Source organism: Pelagibacterium sp., from assembly GCF_035555455.1.
In the GTDB taxonomy this organism is placed as follows: Bacteria; Pseudomonadota; Alphaproteobacteria; order Rhizobiales; family Devosiaceae; genus Pelagibacterium.
Map to the genome: position 1 here is coordinate 22,978 of NZ_DATMGM010000028.1, position 14,631 is coordinate 37,608.

Sequence of the window (14,631 nt, forward strand, 5' to 3'; positions counted from 1 at the left end):
TTGATTTTGTCATCTTTAGTTATTATGAGTGCGGCAATCAATTTTGGGAGCTGCATCCGGGCCATGACTGTCCCGTTTGGGCCTGCGTAGAGTTCAAGGACACGCCATCCATGGATGATCGTTCCGTCCCATCCTTTGCATCCCGTCTCCGCGCCGAAGGTGTCAGCGCTGGGTATGGCGGCGCCAACATTCTCGAAGATGTTTCTCTCCCCATCGCCGACGGCAAGATGACGATCCTTGTCGGCCCCAACGGCTCGGGAAAATCCACGCTGCTCAAGACCATGGCCCGCATTCTTGCTCCCGACCAGGGGGCGGTGCTGCTCGATGGCAAGACGATCCACGCTCTCAAGAGCCGGGATGTGGCCAGGCAGCTTGGCCTGCTGCCGCAAGGCCCCATTGCCCCCGAAGGCCTCACCGTGCGTGAATTGGTGGCTCAGGGGCGGTTCCCCCATCAGGGGCTGATGCGGCAGTGGACACAACAAGACGCCGAAGCGGTCGAAAGCGCTATGGCGACCGCACAGGTCGCGGATTTTGCCGATCGTCCTGTCGATACGCTCTCGGGCGGCCAGCGCCAGCGATGCTGGATCGCCATGGTGCTGGCTCAGCAAACCGACCTGCTCCTGCTCGATGAGCCCACCACTTTCCTCGACCTCAAAGTCCAGGTCGATCTGATGGAACTGCTGGCCGATCTCGCCCACAGCTTTGGCCGCACGCTGGTCGTCGTGCTGCACGAGTTGAGCCTTGCGGCGGCCTATGCCGATCATCTGGTGATGATGAAGGATGGCCGCATCGCCGCTGCAGGCATCCCGGACGAGGTGTTCACCTCCGAGCAGCTCATGGGTGTCTTCGGTCTTGAGGCCCGCGTGATCCGCGATCACGAAAGCGGCCATCTGCTCTGCGTGCCGGTAGGGGCCCATGCCCGCCGCAAGCGCAAGGTGTTTGCGGCATGAGCGCCGTCGCTGCATCCGGCGGGCGCCATCGCTGGCAACTGGCCGCTTCAGGCCTGCCCGTTCTCGGCGTCGCCACGGTCTTGCTGTTTGCCCTCCACATCGCTGTCGGGGCCAAGCCGCTGGCGCTGTCCACCGTGTTCGAAGCGATCGTCGCACGCGATGGCACCGTATTCGATCACATGATCATCTGGGATTTGCGCCTGCCGCGCGCCCTTATCGCCATCACGGTTGGCGCGGCCCTGTCGGTGGCTGGCGCTTTGATGCAGGGCGTCACCCGCAATCCGCTGGCCGATCCCGGCTTGCTGGGGCTGATGGCAGGGGCGTCCTTTGCCGTGGTCATGAGTTCTTTTTTCTTCGGCACCGCGCCCATGGCGTGGCTGCCATGGATTGCCGCCCTCGGTGCGCTCGTTACGGCGCTGTTTGTGTACATGATCGCGCTTTGGGCGCCGGGCGGGGCGACGCCGTTGACCCTCACCCTGGCGGGCGCGGCGACATCGGCCTTTCTTGGCGCGCTGATTTCCATCGCCCATCTTCTCAATGAGGAAACGTTTGACAGTCTGCGGGTTTGGCTGTCGGGCTCGCTGGCCGGGCGCGACCTGAACATGCTGCTGATGACCGCGCCCTGGATTGCCATCGCGATGGCGGTGGCGCTGTCCTTGTCCCGTCAGGTCACCGCACTGGCCATGGGCGACGACGTCGCCAAGGGCCTCGGTGTGCGGACCGGCGCGCTCAAGGTTCAGCTCCTCGTCGTCGTCGTGGTGCTCACCGCCTGCTCGGTGGCGCTCGCCGGGCCGTTGGGATTTGTCGGGCTGATCATTCCCCATGTGGCCCGTTTGTTCGTCGGGTCCGACTACCGCTGGATCGTGCCTTATTCGGCCATCATGGGCGCGGCCTATCTATTGGGCATCGACATCATCGCCCGCATCGCCATTCCGCCCCGCGAAATCTCCACGGGCATCATCACCGCCATGGTTGGGGCGCCGGTGTTCGTGCAGTTGGTGAGGCTCCGGGCCCGATGAACGCTGCGTTCTCACCAACACCCGACATCGTTTTGCGCACACCGGGGCAGGGGTTAGCCCTGCGCCTTCCGCTGCGCGGCCTCCTTGCCGTCGGCATTCTGCTTGCGGTGCTGTGTGGCGTCTTTGCCCTCAGCATGACCATCGGCAGTTATGACATCGACCTTAAAACCCTTCTGGCGACGCTGAGTGGTAACACCGTCTCCGCGGCCATCGACAATGTCGTCTGGCAGTTCCGCATGCCGCGCGCGCTGGCCGCCATCATGGCCGGGGCGATGATGGCGCTTTCAGGCGGTGCATTGCAGAACGTGACGCGCAACGGGCTCGCCGACCCGTCGCTGATCGGCATCAGTCAGGGCGCGGCGCTGGCCGTGGTTTTTGCCATCATCGTCGCCCCCGATCTCGCTTCCGGCCTGCGCCCCGTGCTCGCCTTTTTCGGCGCGCTGGGTGTGGCGGCCATCGTTCAGGGGCTCAGCGTCCAGCGCCAGGGCTCCTCGCCCATTCGCTTTATCCTGCTCGGCATCGGCGTTTCGGCCTTTTTCTCCTCGATCACCTCGGCGATGCTGACCTATGGCGATATCGACCGGGCGATGTCCGCGCTCTCCTGGCTGGCCGGGTCGGTCAACGCCGCCACCTGGAGCGATGTGCATATTCTTTTGGCGTGGTGCGTTGTGCTGACGCCGCTCATTCTCGCCCTCAGCCGCACCATGTCAGTGCTGCGCATGGGCGAGGCGACGGCCACCAGCCTTGGCGCACCGGTGCGCTGGGCGCGCTACGGGCTGATCGCGGTGGGCGTGGGTTTTGCTGCTGCCGCCACGGCGATTGTGGGGCCCATCGGCTTCGTTGGCCTGATCGCTCCCCATGCGGCCCGCCGCATCGCCCGCACCGGCCTTGGGCTTCACACCGTGTTGACGGCCCTGTGCGGCGCATTCCTGGTCGCCGCCGCCGATCTTCTCGGACGCTCACTGTTTGCGCCTATCCAGATACCCGCCGGGCTCCTCACCGCAATCATCGGTGTCCCGATCTTCGTCTATCTCCTGCATCGCGCCGCATCCAGATCGCATCTTTAAAGGTTTGACCATGAAAGCACCTGCTTCTCGCATCGTTTTCGCCGCCGTTGCCATAGCTGTGGCGATGCCATCGATGGCCCAGGAATTTCCCCTGACCATCGAGCATAAATTCGGGGCCAGCACCATCGAGGCAAAGCCCGTTCGGGTTGCCACAATCGATTACAACGGGGCCGATAATCTGCTGGCGCTCGGCGTCCAGCCGGTGACGATCCGCTACTGGTTCGGGGGATACGACGTCTGGCCCTGGGCAGAAGAACTGCTCACCAGCACGCCGGAAGTCCTTCGCGGCGATCTCAATTTCGAGCAGATCGCGGCGGCCGAGCCGGACGTGATCATTGCGCTGTATTCGGGCATCACCGACAGGGACTATCAGTTGCTCTCGGCCATCGCGCCGGTCATCGCCGTGCCTGAAGGCGTCGGAGATTACGCGCTGACCTGGGACGACCAGGCCCTGATCGCGGGCCGCGCCATCGGGATGGAGCAGGAGGCCCAGGCCCAGGTCCAGGCCATCGGGGACGCGTTGGCCGCAATCGCGGAGCGTCACCCCGACTGGGCCGGGCAGACGGTCACTTTGGGCACCATCTGGGAGGGTGCAAGCCACGTCTATACGGTTTCCGACCCACGGGTGCAGTTCCTCAACCAGATGGGGCTGGTCAACCACCCCGAGGTCATTGCGCTCTCGCAGCCCGGTGCCTTCTCGGTCGAAGTGTCCGAGGAACGCCCCGAAGCCTTCGATGCCGATGTCCTGATCTGGTTCGCCGACGAGGGCGTCGAGCCCATCGAGAACGCGATTTTTCGCCCCACCCTCGATGCGGTCAAACAGGGCCGTGAGGTCATTCTGGGACCGCTGGTGACCAGCGCCCTCAGCCACACGTCTCTTCTGAGCCTGCCCTACGCCCTCGACGTGCTCGAACCCTCGATCGAGTTGGCGATTGACGGCGACCCCGCAACCGAGGTGCCGATCGCCCCGTGACTAGCCCCGTCCGTCAGCAAAGTACCCAGCCCGTATCTTCGAGGACCAAAATGATCCGTTTTTTAACCATTGCCCTGCTGATGGCCCTGCCGATGGCGGTTCACGCTGAGGACACCCGCCCGTTCACTGCCGACAACGGGACGTTCGACATTCCTGTCGCTCCCCAGCGTATCGTGGCCCTCAACGACCAGATCCTGACACTGCCGCTCTATGAGATGGGCGCACCGGTGGTGGGCAGCGCCGGACGGCTCGACGCCGACGGCAACGCCTTCATGCGCGGGGGCATGGACACCCTGGGCATCGATTTTTCCAACACGGACATCGCGTTCGTGGGCACCTTCAATGGTCTCGATTTCGAGGCCATTGCGGCGCTGGAGCCCGACCTGATCATCGGCGGGCCCTATACCGACACAGCCGTGGTCGACCAGCTTCAGTCCATCGCCCCCACTCTGGTCATCGACAACAGCCAATTGGGTCTCGTCGACACCATCCGAACCCTCGCCGACGCCAGCGGCACGGCGGCCACCTTCGACGCCCGCTACGATCGCTATCTCGACAATGTCGCGCGGCTGCAATCTTTTATCGGTGACCCCTCCGACATTTCGGTGACGTTGACCTTCATGTTTCCCCAAGGCGAGGAACTCTGGGTGTACAAAAGCGGGCTGGGCGCCATCAGCCAGGTCATCGCCGATGTGGGCTTTTCCCAGCCCGAGGCGGTCGCCACACTGGCCGAAAGCCAGATCAGCTACAGCGCCGAATTGATCGAGAATCTGGACGCTGATTTCATCTTCGGCTTCTACCGCCAGCAGCCCGATGCCACCCCGCAAACGGTCACCGCCGCTTATGAAACCTTCGCCCCCGGCTGGTGTCAGGCACTGACCGCCTGTCAGAACGGACAGTTCATCCTGCTGCCCGGCCTCACATTTGGCTCGGCGATGGCCTCGCTGGATCTGGCGCTGGAAATGGTCGAAACCCACATCGCCGCGCGGCCCTTCACCCCATTTTAGGACTAGAGGCGAGACCGATGGCCAGCCACGTCTTTTGCCGCGATCTTTGCCTTGAGCGGGGCGAGCCGCACGAAGGCACCGGCGATGCGCCCGAGCGGGCGCTGTTGCTGGCCTGGCCGCGGGCCAAATGGCGGACGCCGCGCTGGGAATCGGTCGATATGAGCGCCGCCCTCGCAGCCTCCATTCATCGGGCGGCTCTGGCCCAGGTCCATGTCGCTCTGGTCGATCGGGTCGGTGACAGCCAGGGCCTGCCCCAACTGATGGCCCAGCCCGAGGCGGTCTCCGCCGATTTTGCTTCCGAACAGGCGCTGATCGACGCGATCGACGCCTATGTCGATGGCACCCCGTTCCCCGGTACACCCGATCCGCGAACGGTGATCGTGGTCTGCACCGATTCCCGTCGCGACGCCTGTTGTGCCCGCTTTGGGTTTTCGACCTACAAGGCGCTGGTCGCCATCGCCGATCCAAGCCGGTTCCATATCGTTCAGGCCACCCATATCGGCGGCTGCCGTTTTGCGGCTTCGGTGATCGTCCTGCCAAACCGCCAGCGCTATGGCCGGCTGACCGCCGACGACGCTCCGGCGTTTCTCGAAGCCCTGTCGCGCGGCGCGATCTACTTGCCGGCGTACAAAGGGCGCGCCGATCTGCCGGAGCCGGCCCAGGTGGCCGAACTGGCCGCCCTGCGCTGGGCCGCCGATCGCCAGAAACCCGCAAACGCTTTGCGGCTCAACACAGCCAAAGTGCCCGCAACCGCACGGGACGGTGACCAATTGCAGTTTTCCGCCGATCTGGGGGAAGACCGCCTCGATATCCTGCTGCGCGCCCGAATGTTCCACATTCAGGGCAATTGCGGTGTCGTCGCCGAAGGCGGCGGCAGTCACGAACTCCGATGGTGCCTGGAGCAACTCTCACAGGCATCGTGATCACCGGCAGTCCTCACCTGCCTTTTTCTAATCCCTTTAAACCCGTGAGGTAGATATGAAATCGTCCCTTCTGAGCGCGGTGGCAGCAGCGGCGCTGATCGCTGCGCTGCCGGCAAGCGCCCAGGAAACCCGTTCCTTCACCGATGACGCCGGACGCACGGTCGAGGTCCCGAGCCACCCGCAAAGGATCGTTACCCTCCACGACAGCTCGCTGACCACGCCACTGATCGAACTGGGCATCATGCCGGTCGGTGCCTTCAGCCGGAGTGGTGAAGATGGGCCCTATATGCGGGGCGCGGCGACGCTCACCGGCGTTACCTTTGCCAATTCGGGGATCGTCGATGTCGGTGGCTCACCCGCCGATCTGGAGGCCATCGCGGCGCTGGAACCCGATTTGATCATCACCGCCGCCTTCCAGCAGACCCCGCTCGACCAGCTCCAGTCGATCGCACCCACGGTTGTGGTCGAAGACGACATGCGCGGCCAGTTGGCGAGTTTCGAGGGCATCGCTGCCCTGACCGGCACCGAAGACCGGCTCGATATCCTTAAATCGCGCTACGAAAGCCAGATCGACCAGATTCGCAACGTTCTCGCCGGGCGCGATATTTCCGCGTCGATCATCCTCACTCAGGAAGGTCAGATCGCGGCCTGGCACACCTATGGCGTGCTCGGCAAAGTGCTGCGCGACGCCGGCTTTTCCTTCCCCCCGGTGGTCGATGCCGTCGAGGGGAGCGAACGCGAGTTCTTTTCGGGCGAAGAGCTGCAGGCTTTCGATGCCGATTTCATGTTCCTCACCTATGACGCGCCGCGCGGCATGGGCCCGGCGGATGCCATTGCCGAACTGGCCACGCTGACCCCGAGCTTTTGTCAGTTCCTCACCGCCTGCGCAGGGGAGCGGCTTGTTCTGCTCCCGCGCGAAGACGCCGTCGCCCGCTCCTACACCGCCGCCGGCATGATGGCGTCGGCGGTCCTTGCCGCCATTTCCGGACGTCACCTTGATGCCCTTGCCCAATAACCCGAAAGAGAACCAGACCATGACCTTTTTCAAACTCGCCAGCACCGTGTGCGCAATTATTCTGCTGGCCAGCCCGGCCCTTGCCCAGGACACGCGCAGCTTCACCGATGACGCAGGACGCACGGTGGAAATCCCCGCCAATCCGCAGCGCATCGCGTCGCTTCAGGACCTCTCGATCACCATTCCGCTGCTTGAGCTGGGCGTCTATCCCGTTGCCAGCCATGGGCGGACGACGGAAACGGGTGAGGGCTTCATCCGCTCGTCCAAGGTGCTCACCGGTGTCGATTTCGACAATTCAGACATCACCTTTGTCGGCAACAACCCGGTTGATATCGAGGCCGTTGCGGTTGCCGAGCCCGACCTGATCATCACCACGCCATGGCAGAACACACCCGTCGAACAGCTGGCTGCGATCGCGCCGACCATCGTGCTCGATGATAGCATTCGCGGCGATTTTGGCATGTATGATGTGCTTGCTGAAATCACCGGCACCACGGATCAGCTGGACATTCTCGAAGGACGTTATGAGGGTCAGATCGAGCAGATCAAGCGGCTGATCGATACCGAAACCATTTCGGTCAACGTGATTCAGGGTGTGGATGGCGAGGTGCTGTCCTGGCACACCTATGCCGGGCTGGGCCGCGTGTTGCGCGACGCCGGCTTTCGGTTCCCCGATCGGGTCGAGGCCATCGCCGAAGGCCAGTTCGAACGCATGAGCGCCGAAACGTTGCCCGAGCTCGATGCCGATTTCCTGTTTGTTACCTACCGCACCGACACGCTCGAAACCCCCGACGACGCCGTGGGTCATCTGGAGCTGGTCATGCCCAATTTCTGCGATTATCTGCACGCCTGCCGGGAAAACCAGATGATCATCATGCCGCGCGAGGAGGCCTCTGCCTCGTCTTACTACGCACTGGGCGTGATGGCCTACACCGTCATCTCCCACATCAGCGGCCGCCATTTCGAGCCCATGCCCGACTAAACGCGCCAACAACAAGCTAGAGCATCACGGACCGGGCGGCAGCGCCCGGCCCGAAAATAACACGCACACCAACAGAACACCCGCGTAAGTGCCGGAAATTTCATCAATTTTTCTATGAAAAGGGCTGGCTGGGGAACCTGGATTCGAACCAGGACTAACGGAGTCAGAGTCCGTGGGTCTACCGTTAACCTATTCCCCAAAAGCCTTGTGGATCAGTGCCTTACCGTATCGGTAGCAGGAGGTAAGGCAAGTTGGAGTTTGAACGACCAAACCCCGTTTCCATCTGGTGCCGCCTTGTAGCACATTTGCTCTGTCGATCAAGACCCCATTTTCAGGAGATTGCGATCGGGTCTCATTATATCTTTTCACCAGAGTCTATAGCGGGGACAGTAGTTAAATGTAAAATGAACGGTGTCCTCATCATCACTTCAATGTGAGGCAGTCATGCTCTCCAGACGGTCGAAAGTCGATCGGAGCAAAGTGGAGAGGAAACTGAAATGACCGCAAGAACTGTTATCGCAATCGTCTTCGGTGCTTTCGTGTCACTGGCTGGCGTTTCGCAAGCACAGGCCTATAAACTGCATTATTGGCAGGACGGCACCGTATCCTGGATGTGCAATGACGGGATCACCGTTGGCGTCCTCGATGATGGCAGCGAGCCAGAGGAATCAGTGGTTATCGCCGCCTGCGCCGCCCATGGCGGCATGAGCACCGTTGATGATGTGACCAGCGGTGCTGGACAAATCGTCGTGCCGATCGCCATTTCATCGAAAATGCTCGTGCCCGCCGGGCCTCGCGCGCGCTAACCGTAAGAGCTGGTGTAAAAACATCTGTCGCCCAGCCCCGCAACCCGCAACATAGCTCGCCTTTGCGGCCAAGAAAAAGGGGCCCGGCTTTCGCCAGACCCCGGACCGCCTGTCCCCCGTGCAAGAGGAGGGCGGGTAGATTCTAGAAGTGGAAGTTCACACCAAGCCGGGCCGTATGGGCGTTGGCGGATCCATCGAAACCGGCAGCGAATGTCGGGGTGCCGAGGTCGATATAGAGGTATTCGCCTTTGACCGAGATATTGTCAGCCAGCATGGCCTCGATGCCAGCGCCCACCGTCCAACCCCAGGCCCATTGGCTTTCGTCGTTCACGACAGCGCCTGCGGGGTCGGTCAGTTTGAAATGCAGGCTTCCATAGGCAAGGCCGCCGGTAATGTAAGGCATGAAGGATCCGGCATCCGCGCCGATCCGCGCCCGCACAGTTCCGAAGGACTGAATGCCAAATTCAGCATCGCCGATGTTCGCGTTGCTGAAGGTCCCACTGATGTCGGCCGCCTGAATGTCAGCCTCTACGCCGAACACCATGCCGCCATTGGCAAAGTTATAGCCGACCTGCGCGCCGCCGAGCCAGCCCTCTATATCATACGTGTCAACGACCGCTCCTGTGTCGGCACTCCATGTCCCCCAGCCATATCCCACATTCAGACCGGCATAGAATCCATCCCAGATGGAGGACGAATCAACCACGGGCACGACCGGTATCGGCATGGGCCGGATAGGGTCGGCGGAAAGGGCGGGGGTCGCCACAATCAAGGCAGTCATGGCAGAAACAGTAAGTAACGTCTTCATGATCTATGCTCCATTGTCCGGACCATATTCGTGCCTTGCTTTCGCCACGGAGTCAAAGAGGGGTTGTACGGATGTTGTTAATGGCAAGTCATTTGTTGCTAAAAGGTCACGTGCTTTAAGTCTGTCAAACGAGTCGTCTTTTCCGGTCAGGATTGTAAGAAGCGTGGTCGCTGACGATTGGGGATCGATCTGGAATACTGGTTAATTGCTAGAAATATAAATTTTGCATGCAGTAGAGAGGCGCGTTGAAGCAGTTGATCTGCGTATTTTCCCACACAAGCAAAGACTATTGCTCCGCAATGCCATATGGTCCCCAGTCGTCGCGAGGACACCCGTAAACACGGCTTCAGGGCCACTCCAGACGCGGCTTTTTCAGAGCGCCAGCCCTATTGCTGCACCGGCGCGCGCCAGGCGATGGCCCGGCTTGGATTGTAACACCCCAGCGCCACGGTGTTGGAGTAATTGCCCGACACGATCTGCACCTGACCGTTGCCGCAATCTCCGACCACGACCCCTACATGATTAGCCATCACCATGATCGAGCCGACCGCCCCTGGTTCGGCCTGGGCGCCGTAACTGGCGAAATCGCGGGCTTTGTTGGAGCCGGTGGGCAGCAGGCCGGAGCGGGCCAGCACCGTGTCGAGATAGCAGGCGCACCATCGTCCCGGGCAGCCCGAGGGGCGGGCGGCGCCCAGTTCACTGAGCATGACGCCGATTACCGTCTGGGCGTCCCCGGCCTTGGCGGGCGAAAGCGCAGCCAACGACGTGACAGCCATAAAGAGCACGAAGACAAGACGCATTGCGAAATATTGTCCTTGGCGCCGGCAGCTCGAATACAGTCCACAAATTCAGCTGTGACGGCGCGTGTTGAGGTCAAGCCGCTGAACTCTGCGCGCCATACCGGCCACAGGTTCACTGACGGATATTCCGCAACAGGGGGCCAACGTCTCGCGAACATACGTTCCGAGGGCATCTCTATTGCGGCCCCCACCCATGGACTGGCGATTAACTGGATGTTTGTGGCAGGAAATTGACGCGGGCCACGGCCGGTTCGTTCACCGCGGTCGTTGCGTTACGCGCGATGTTGGACTACCCTTGTCGGGAAAGTGAAATGATCTGCCTTGGGCGCCAGCCTGAACGGGTTTGGAAGCTAGCGGTGAGACCCGCGTTCCCGGCCCTGCCGACCGGGCGACCAGGCAGAACGGAGATACCCGAGTTGACCGATCCACGTCGGTCCACCGCCCTGTCGAAGGTCGGCACCCATGCGCGTGAGCGTGTGGCCGAACCTGTTCGGCATGAACGCGACGACGCAAAGGCGCATCCGGGTGCCAAGCGCGGTCCGCGGTGGACGTCTCACCCCAAGGCCGGAGGTCAGCGCAAGAAGCGCGCGCCGGTCTATGCGGCGCTCGATCTGGGAACCAACAATTGCCGGCTGCTGATCGCGCGCCCTACTGAAAACGGTTTTCGCGTGCTCGATGGGTTTTCGCGCATCGTCCGGCTGGGCGAGGGGCTCAGCCAGACCGGGCGGTTGTCGGAAGCGGCCATGGACCGGACAGTCGAAGCGCTCAAACTCTGCCGCGCCAAGCTGGCTCAGCATGATGGCGTGCGCGCGCGCATCATCGCCACCGAAGCCTGCCGTTCGGCCCACAATTCCACCGCCTTTCTCTCCCGGATCAAGCGCGAGGTCGGGTTGGAATTCGAGGTCGTCGATCGCAAGACCGAAGCCGAACTCGCCGTCACCGGCTGCGCCGATCTGATCGAGACCGATGCCCCGGGCGCGATCCTGTTCGATATCGGCGGTGGCTCTTCGGAACTGGCCTGGCTCGATTTCCGGGGCGGGCGCCCGCGCAATCAGGGCAAGATGTCGGCGTCGATCCGCTCCTGGCAATCGCTGCCGGTCGGGGTGGTGACCATTGCGGAAAAATTCGGCGGCGTGGATGTCACCCCCGAAATTTTTGAAGCCATGGTCGGCCATGTCACCGAACAGCTCCGCCATTTCCGGGGCCGTGAAAAGTTGCGGGAAATGCTGGCCACCCATCCGGTTCACTTCCTCGGGACCTCCGGCACGGTCACCACGCTGGCCGGCCTGCACCTTGGTCTCGAACGCTATGAGCGCGCCAAGGTCGATGGCTTGTGGATGCGCTCGGAAGATGTGGATGCGACCATGCGGGTGCTGCTGGCGATGAATTATGACAAGCGGGTGGCCAATCCGTGTATTGGCCGCGAGCGGGCCGATCTGGTCATTCCCGGCTGTGCGATTTTTGAGGCGCTGCGGCGCGAATGGCCCTGCCAGCGCATCCGCGTCGCCGATCGCGGTTTGCGCGAAGGGCTTTTGGTTTCGATGATGTCTGAAGATCGTGTGTGGATGCGGGGCCGTCCGGGCCGTCTGCGCAGGGGAGGGGCCAATGCCAAGTAAACCCACCGGAAAAGGCTCCGGCCGTCGCGGAACGCGCGACCTCAAAACCCAGGTCAAGACCGCGCGCAAGCGCTCGATGTCGTCGACTCTGTGGCTGCAGCGCCAGCTCAACGACCCCTACGTCGCCCGGGCTCGCGCCGAAGGCTGGCGCGCGCGCTCCGCCTATAAGCTGCTTGAGCTCGATGAGCGTCACACCTTGTTTAAACCCGGCATGCGGGTTGTCGATCTGGGGGCCGCTCCGGGCGGCTGGTGTCAGGTCGCCGTCAAGGCGGTCCGCTCCACCCCGGAGAATCCCACCGTGGTCGGTATCGACTATCTGGAAATGGATCCGGTACCCGGCGCCCTGCTGCTGCAAAAGGATTTCACCGACGATGACGCGCCCCAGGCGCTGATCGATCTGCTGGGCGGCCACAAGGCCGATGTGGTGCTCTCGGACATGGCCGCGCCCACAACCGGACATCGGCCCACCGACCATTTGCGCATCATCGCGCTGGTTGAAATCGCTGCCGATTTCGCCCTCGATGTTCTCGCGCCGGGCGGCACCTTCGTCGCCAAGGTGTTTCAGGGCGGCACCGAGCATGAGCTGCTGGCCATGCTCAAGCGCAATTTTGCCTCGACCTTTCACGCCAAGCCACCCGCCAGCCGCGCCGAATCCGCCGAAACCTATCTCGTCGCCCGCGGGTTCAGGGGGGAGCGGCAGGACTGAACCTTTCGCCGCGCGCTGCGTTGTCGCCACAACGCAACCGCTTTTTGGGGCCGTCGATGCCGCGCCGCTATCATCTTGTTCTCAACGTCAATTCCGGCACCGTGCAGGCGCTTGGCGTTTCTGCTGATGATCTCAAATCCCTGTTTTCCGCCCAGGGGCTCGATGTGACCATCGACGCCGATCCCGACGCCGACCTCTCCCGGCGGATCGAGCGGGCGCTGGCCAGCGATGCCGATACTATCATCGCCGCCGGGGGCGATGGCACCGCCACGGCCCTTGCCGCCGCCATCGTCCAGTCCGGCGCGTCCGGCAAGAGCCTCGCCGTTCTGCCGCTGGGCACGGCCAATCTGCTGGCCCGCGATCTGGGCCTATCCCTCGACCTGGAAGAGGGCATCGAAGCGCTCGCCGGTCTGGAGCCGGTGGAGATCGATGTGTCCGAAGTCAACGGCCAGATCTTTCTGCACAAGGCGGTGATCGGCGTCATCCCCGAACTTGCCGCAGGCCGGGAGAAAATTCGCGGGCAGGGCGGCGCGGCTCTCGTCGGCTATCTGCGCTATTTCTTCCGCCGCGTCTCCCGCGCCCGCCGCATCGCGCTGGAGATCACCCCCGAAGATGGCGCGGCCCGGATCGAGCGGGTGCAGGCCATCGCCGTCGCCTCCAATTCCTATGATGAAGGGCCGGGGCGCTTTTTCCATCGCGAGCGCCTCGATACCGGGCTGCTCACCGTATATGTGCTGCGCCATTTGCGCGTCTTGGATCTGCTGCGCCTCTCGGCGGGCATGGTTGCCGGCCATTGGCGCGATGATGACGTTCTTGAAATCTCGTCGGCGCGCCGGGTCACCATCCGCTCGCGCAAGCCGCGACTGCAACTGATGATCGACGGAGAGGTCACTTCGATGCAAGTCCCGCTCGAATTTTCCATCCACCCCCGCGCGCTGACCATCCTCGCCCCCGCCAGATCGGCAGCGGGCCAGACTGCGTCGCCAGACACCGCCGGGCAGCCGGCCTGATGCGGCTTGTTCATTTGTCAGACCTGCATTTCGGTCGCCATGACGAGGCCGTGGTCGCGGCTCTGAGCGACGAGATTGCCACGCAATCCCCCGATCTGGTGGTGGTTTCGGGCGATTTTACCCAGGTCGGCAGTCGCCCCGAATTCATCCGCGCGCGCGCATTTCTCGACAGTCTCCCCGCACCCAGCCTTTCGGTTCCCGGCAACCATGACGTGCCCGAGCGCAACATGCTGCGCCGGTTTTTCAATCCCTACGGCCTCTATCGGAGCTACATCGCCCCTGATCTTGAGCCGTTCCTGTCAAATAATGGGGTTGCCATTGCTGGCCTCAAGACCTCGCGTCGCGCCAACCTGACCGGGCTGAACTGGTCAGACGGGGCCATCTCCCGCCAGCAATTGTCCGAGCTCGAACGCCGGTTTCTCGCGGCCCCGGCTGATGCCGTTCGGATCGTTGTGGCCCACCACCCCCTCATGCATCCGCAAGAGCCGATGATGCGGCACCAGAACCGGGTCCGCCGCGCCGATCGCGCGCTGGCGACGTTCGCCCGTCTCGGGGTGCGATTGGTGCTCTCGGGCCATTTTCACATGTCCTATGTGCGCCGCCACGAACACGCTGGCGAAATCCGCTCCGCCGCGCCCTCCGGCCCGCGCGAAAGTGCCGAAGGCCACATCCTCGTCGCCCAGGCCGCCTCCGCCACTTCCACCCGGTTACGCGGCGAACCCAACGCCTACAACCTCATCGACATCGTCGACGGCACCATCACCATCCGCGTCCGTGAATGGCTGGGTCACGACTGGACCACCCGCGAAAAGACCGCCGAAGTCGCTTAGCGGGCGATGTAACCGTTCCTCCACCACCGCTGCCTGTTCCCCCTCTCCCCACACGGGCGAGGGGGGCCTGTCGCAGCGTTCGCAATCTTCCCGCACCTCCGAGCATACTGGATCCCGGG

The 14,631-nt window shown here is 62.8% G+C and carries 15 protein-coding genes and 1 tRNA gene; 13 read left to right on the forward strand and 3 right to left on the reverse strand.

Annotated features, from left to right (window positions below; genetic code table 11):
* Positions 1-110 precede the first annotated feature (110 nt).
* The 8 genes from VNS12_RS05245 to VNS12_RS05280 are packed head-to-tail and all read left to right on the forward strand — an operon-like array spanning position 111 to position 7,936.
* Entirely contained in the window at positions 111-950 is an 840-nt protein-coding gene (locus VNS12_RS05245) for an ABC transporter ATP-binding protein (RefSeq protein ID WP_325486789.1), read from the forward strand.
* The gene (locus VNS12_RS05250) at positions 947-1,969 is read left to right on the forward strand and encodes a FecCD family ABC transporter permease (RefSeq protein ID WP_325486790.1); all 1,023 of its coding nucleotides are present in this window, start codon (positions 947-949) and stop codon (positions 1,967-1,969) included. The genes VNS12_RS05245 and VNS12_RS05250 overlap by 4 nt, the downstream gene beginning before the upstream one ends.
* Positions 1,966-3,036, forward strand: a complete 1,071-nt coding sequence (locus VNS12_RS05255; protein ID WP_325486791.1) for a FecCD family ABC transporter permease — start codon at positions 1,966-1,968, stop codon at positions 3,034-3,036. The genes VNS12_RS05250 and VNS12_RS05255 overlap by 4 nt, the downstream gene beginning before the upstream one ends.
* A gap of 10 nt (positions 3,037-3,046) precedes the next feature.
* Positions 3,047-4,009, forward strand: coding sequence for an ABC transporter substrate-binding protein (locus tag VNS12_RS05260; protein ID WP_325486792.1), 963 nt, complete (start codon positions 3,047-3,049; stop codon positions 4,007-4,009).
* Between the two features lie 50 nt (positions 4,010-4,059).
* The gene (locus tag VNS12_RS05265; RefSeq protein ID WP_325486793.1) at positions 4,060-5,016 is read left to right on the forward strand and encodes an ABC transporter substrate-binding protein; all 957 of its coding nucleotides are present in this window, start codon (positions 4,060-4,062) and stop codon (positions 5,014-5,016) included.
* Between the two features lie 17 nt (positions 5,017-5,033).
* Positions 5,034-5,939, forward strand: coding sequence for a sucrase ferredoxin (locus VNS12_RS05270; RefSeq protein ID WP_325486794.1), 906 nt, complete (start codon positions 5,034-5,036; stop codon positions 5,937-5,939).
* Positions 5,940-5,994: 55 nt separating this feature from the next.
* Positions 5,995-6,954, forward strand: a complete 960-nt coding sequence (locus VNS12_RS05275; RefSeq protein WP_325486795.1) for an ABC transporter substrate-binding protein — start codon at positions 5,995-5,997, stop codon at positions 6,952-6,954.
* Positions 6,955-6,973: 19 nt separating this feature from the next.
* Positions 6,974-7,936, forward strand: a complete 963-nt coding sequence (locus VNS12_RS05280; protein ID WP_325486796.1) for an ABC transporter substrate-binding protein — start codon at positions 6,974-6,976, stop codon at positions 7,934-7,936.
* Between the two features lie 125 nt (positions 7,937-8,061).
* Here VNS12_RS05280 and VNS12_RS05285 read toward each other — a convergent pair.
* Positions 8,062-8,135, reverse strand: a tRNA-Gln gene (locus tag VNS12_RS05285).
* A 298-nt stretch (positions 8,136-8,433) separates the two neighbouring features.
* Between VNS12_RS05285 and VNS12_RS05290 the strand changes: the two genes are divergently transcribed.
* Complete coding sequence (locus VNS12_RS05290) at positions 8,434-8,742, forward strand: hypothetical protein (RefSeq protein WP_325486797.1); 309 nt, start codon at positions 8,434-8,436, stop codon at positions 8,740-8,742.
* A 142-nt stretch (positions 8,743-8,884) separates the two neighbouring features.
* On the opposite strand, the gene VNS12_RS05295 is transcribed toward VNS12_RS05290, so the two are convergent.
* Complete coding sequence (locus VNS12_RS05295; RefSeq protein ID WP_325486798.1) at positions 8,885-9,550, reverse strand: outer membrane protein; 666 nt, start codon at positions 9,548-9,550, stop codon at positions 8,885-8,887.
* Positions 9,551-9,936: 386 nt separating this feature from the next.
* Entirely contained in the window at positions 9,937-10,350 is a 414-nt protein-coding gene (locus VNS12_RS05300) for a hypothetical protein (protein WP_325486799.1), read from the reverse strand.
* Between the two features lie 416 nt (positions 10,351-10,766).
* On the opposite strand from VNS12_RS05300, the gene VNS12_RS05305 reads away from it, so the two are divergent.
* The 4 genes from VNS12_RS05305 to VNS12_RS05320 are packed head-to-tail and all read left to right on the forward strand — an operon-like array spanning position 10,767 to position 14,512.
* Entirely contained in the window at positions 10,767-11,966 is a 1,200-nt protein-coding gene (locus VNS12_RS05305; protein ID WP_325486800.1) for a Ppx/GppA phosphatase family protein, read from the forward strand.
* Positions 11,956-12,672: an RlmE family RNA methyltransferase gene (locus VNS12_RS05310; RefSeq protein WP_325486801.1), complete on the forward strand. Its 717-nt coding sequence runs from the start codon at positions 11,956-11,958 to the stop codon at positions 12,670-12,672. The genes VNS12_RS05305 and VNS12_RS05310 overlap by 11 nt, the downstream gene beginning before the upstream one ends.
* Before the next feature lie 56 nt (positions 12,673-12,728).
* The gene (locus VNS12_RS05315) at positions 12,729-13,682 is read left to right on the forward strand and encodes a diacylglycerol/lipid kinase family protein (RefSeq protein ID WP_325486802.1); all 954 of its coding nucleotides are present in this window, start codon (positions 12,729-12,731) and stop codon (positions 13,680-13,682) included.
* On the forward strand, positions 13,682-14,512 hold the full coding sequence (locus VNS12_RS05320) for a metallophosphoesterase family protein (RefSeq protein ID WP_325486803.1): 831 nt from the start codon (positions 13,682-13,684) through the stop codon (positions 14,510-14,512). Before VNS12_RS05315 ends, VNS12_RS05320 begins: the two co-directional genes overlap by 1 nt.
* Positions 14,513-14,631 lie beyond the last annotated feature (119 nt).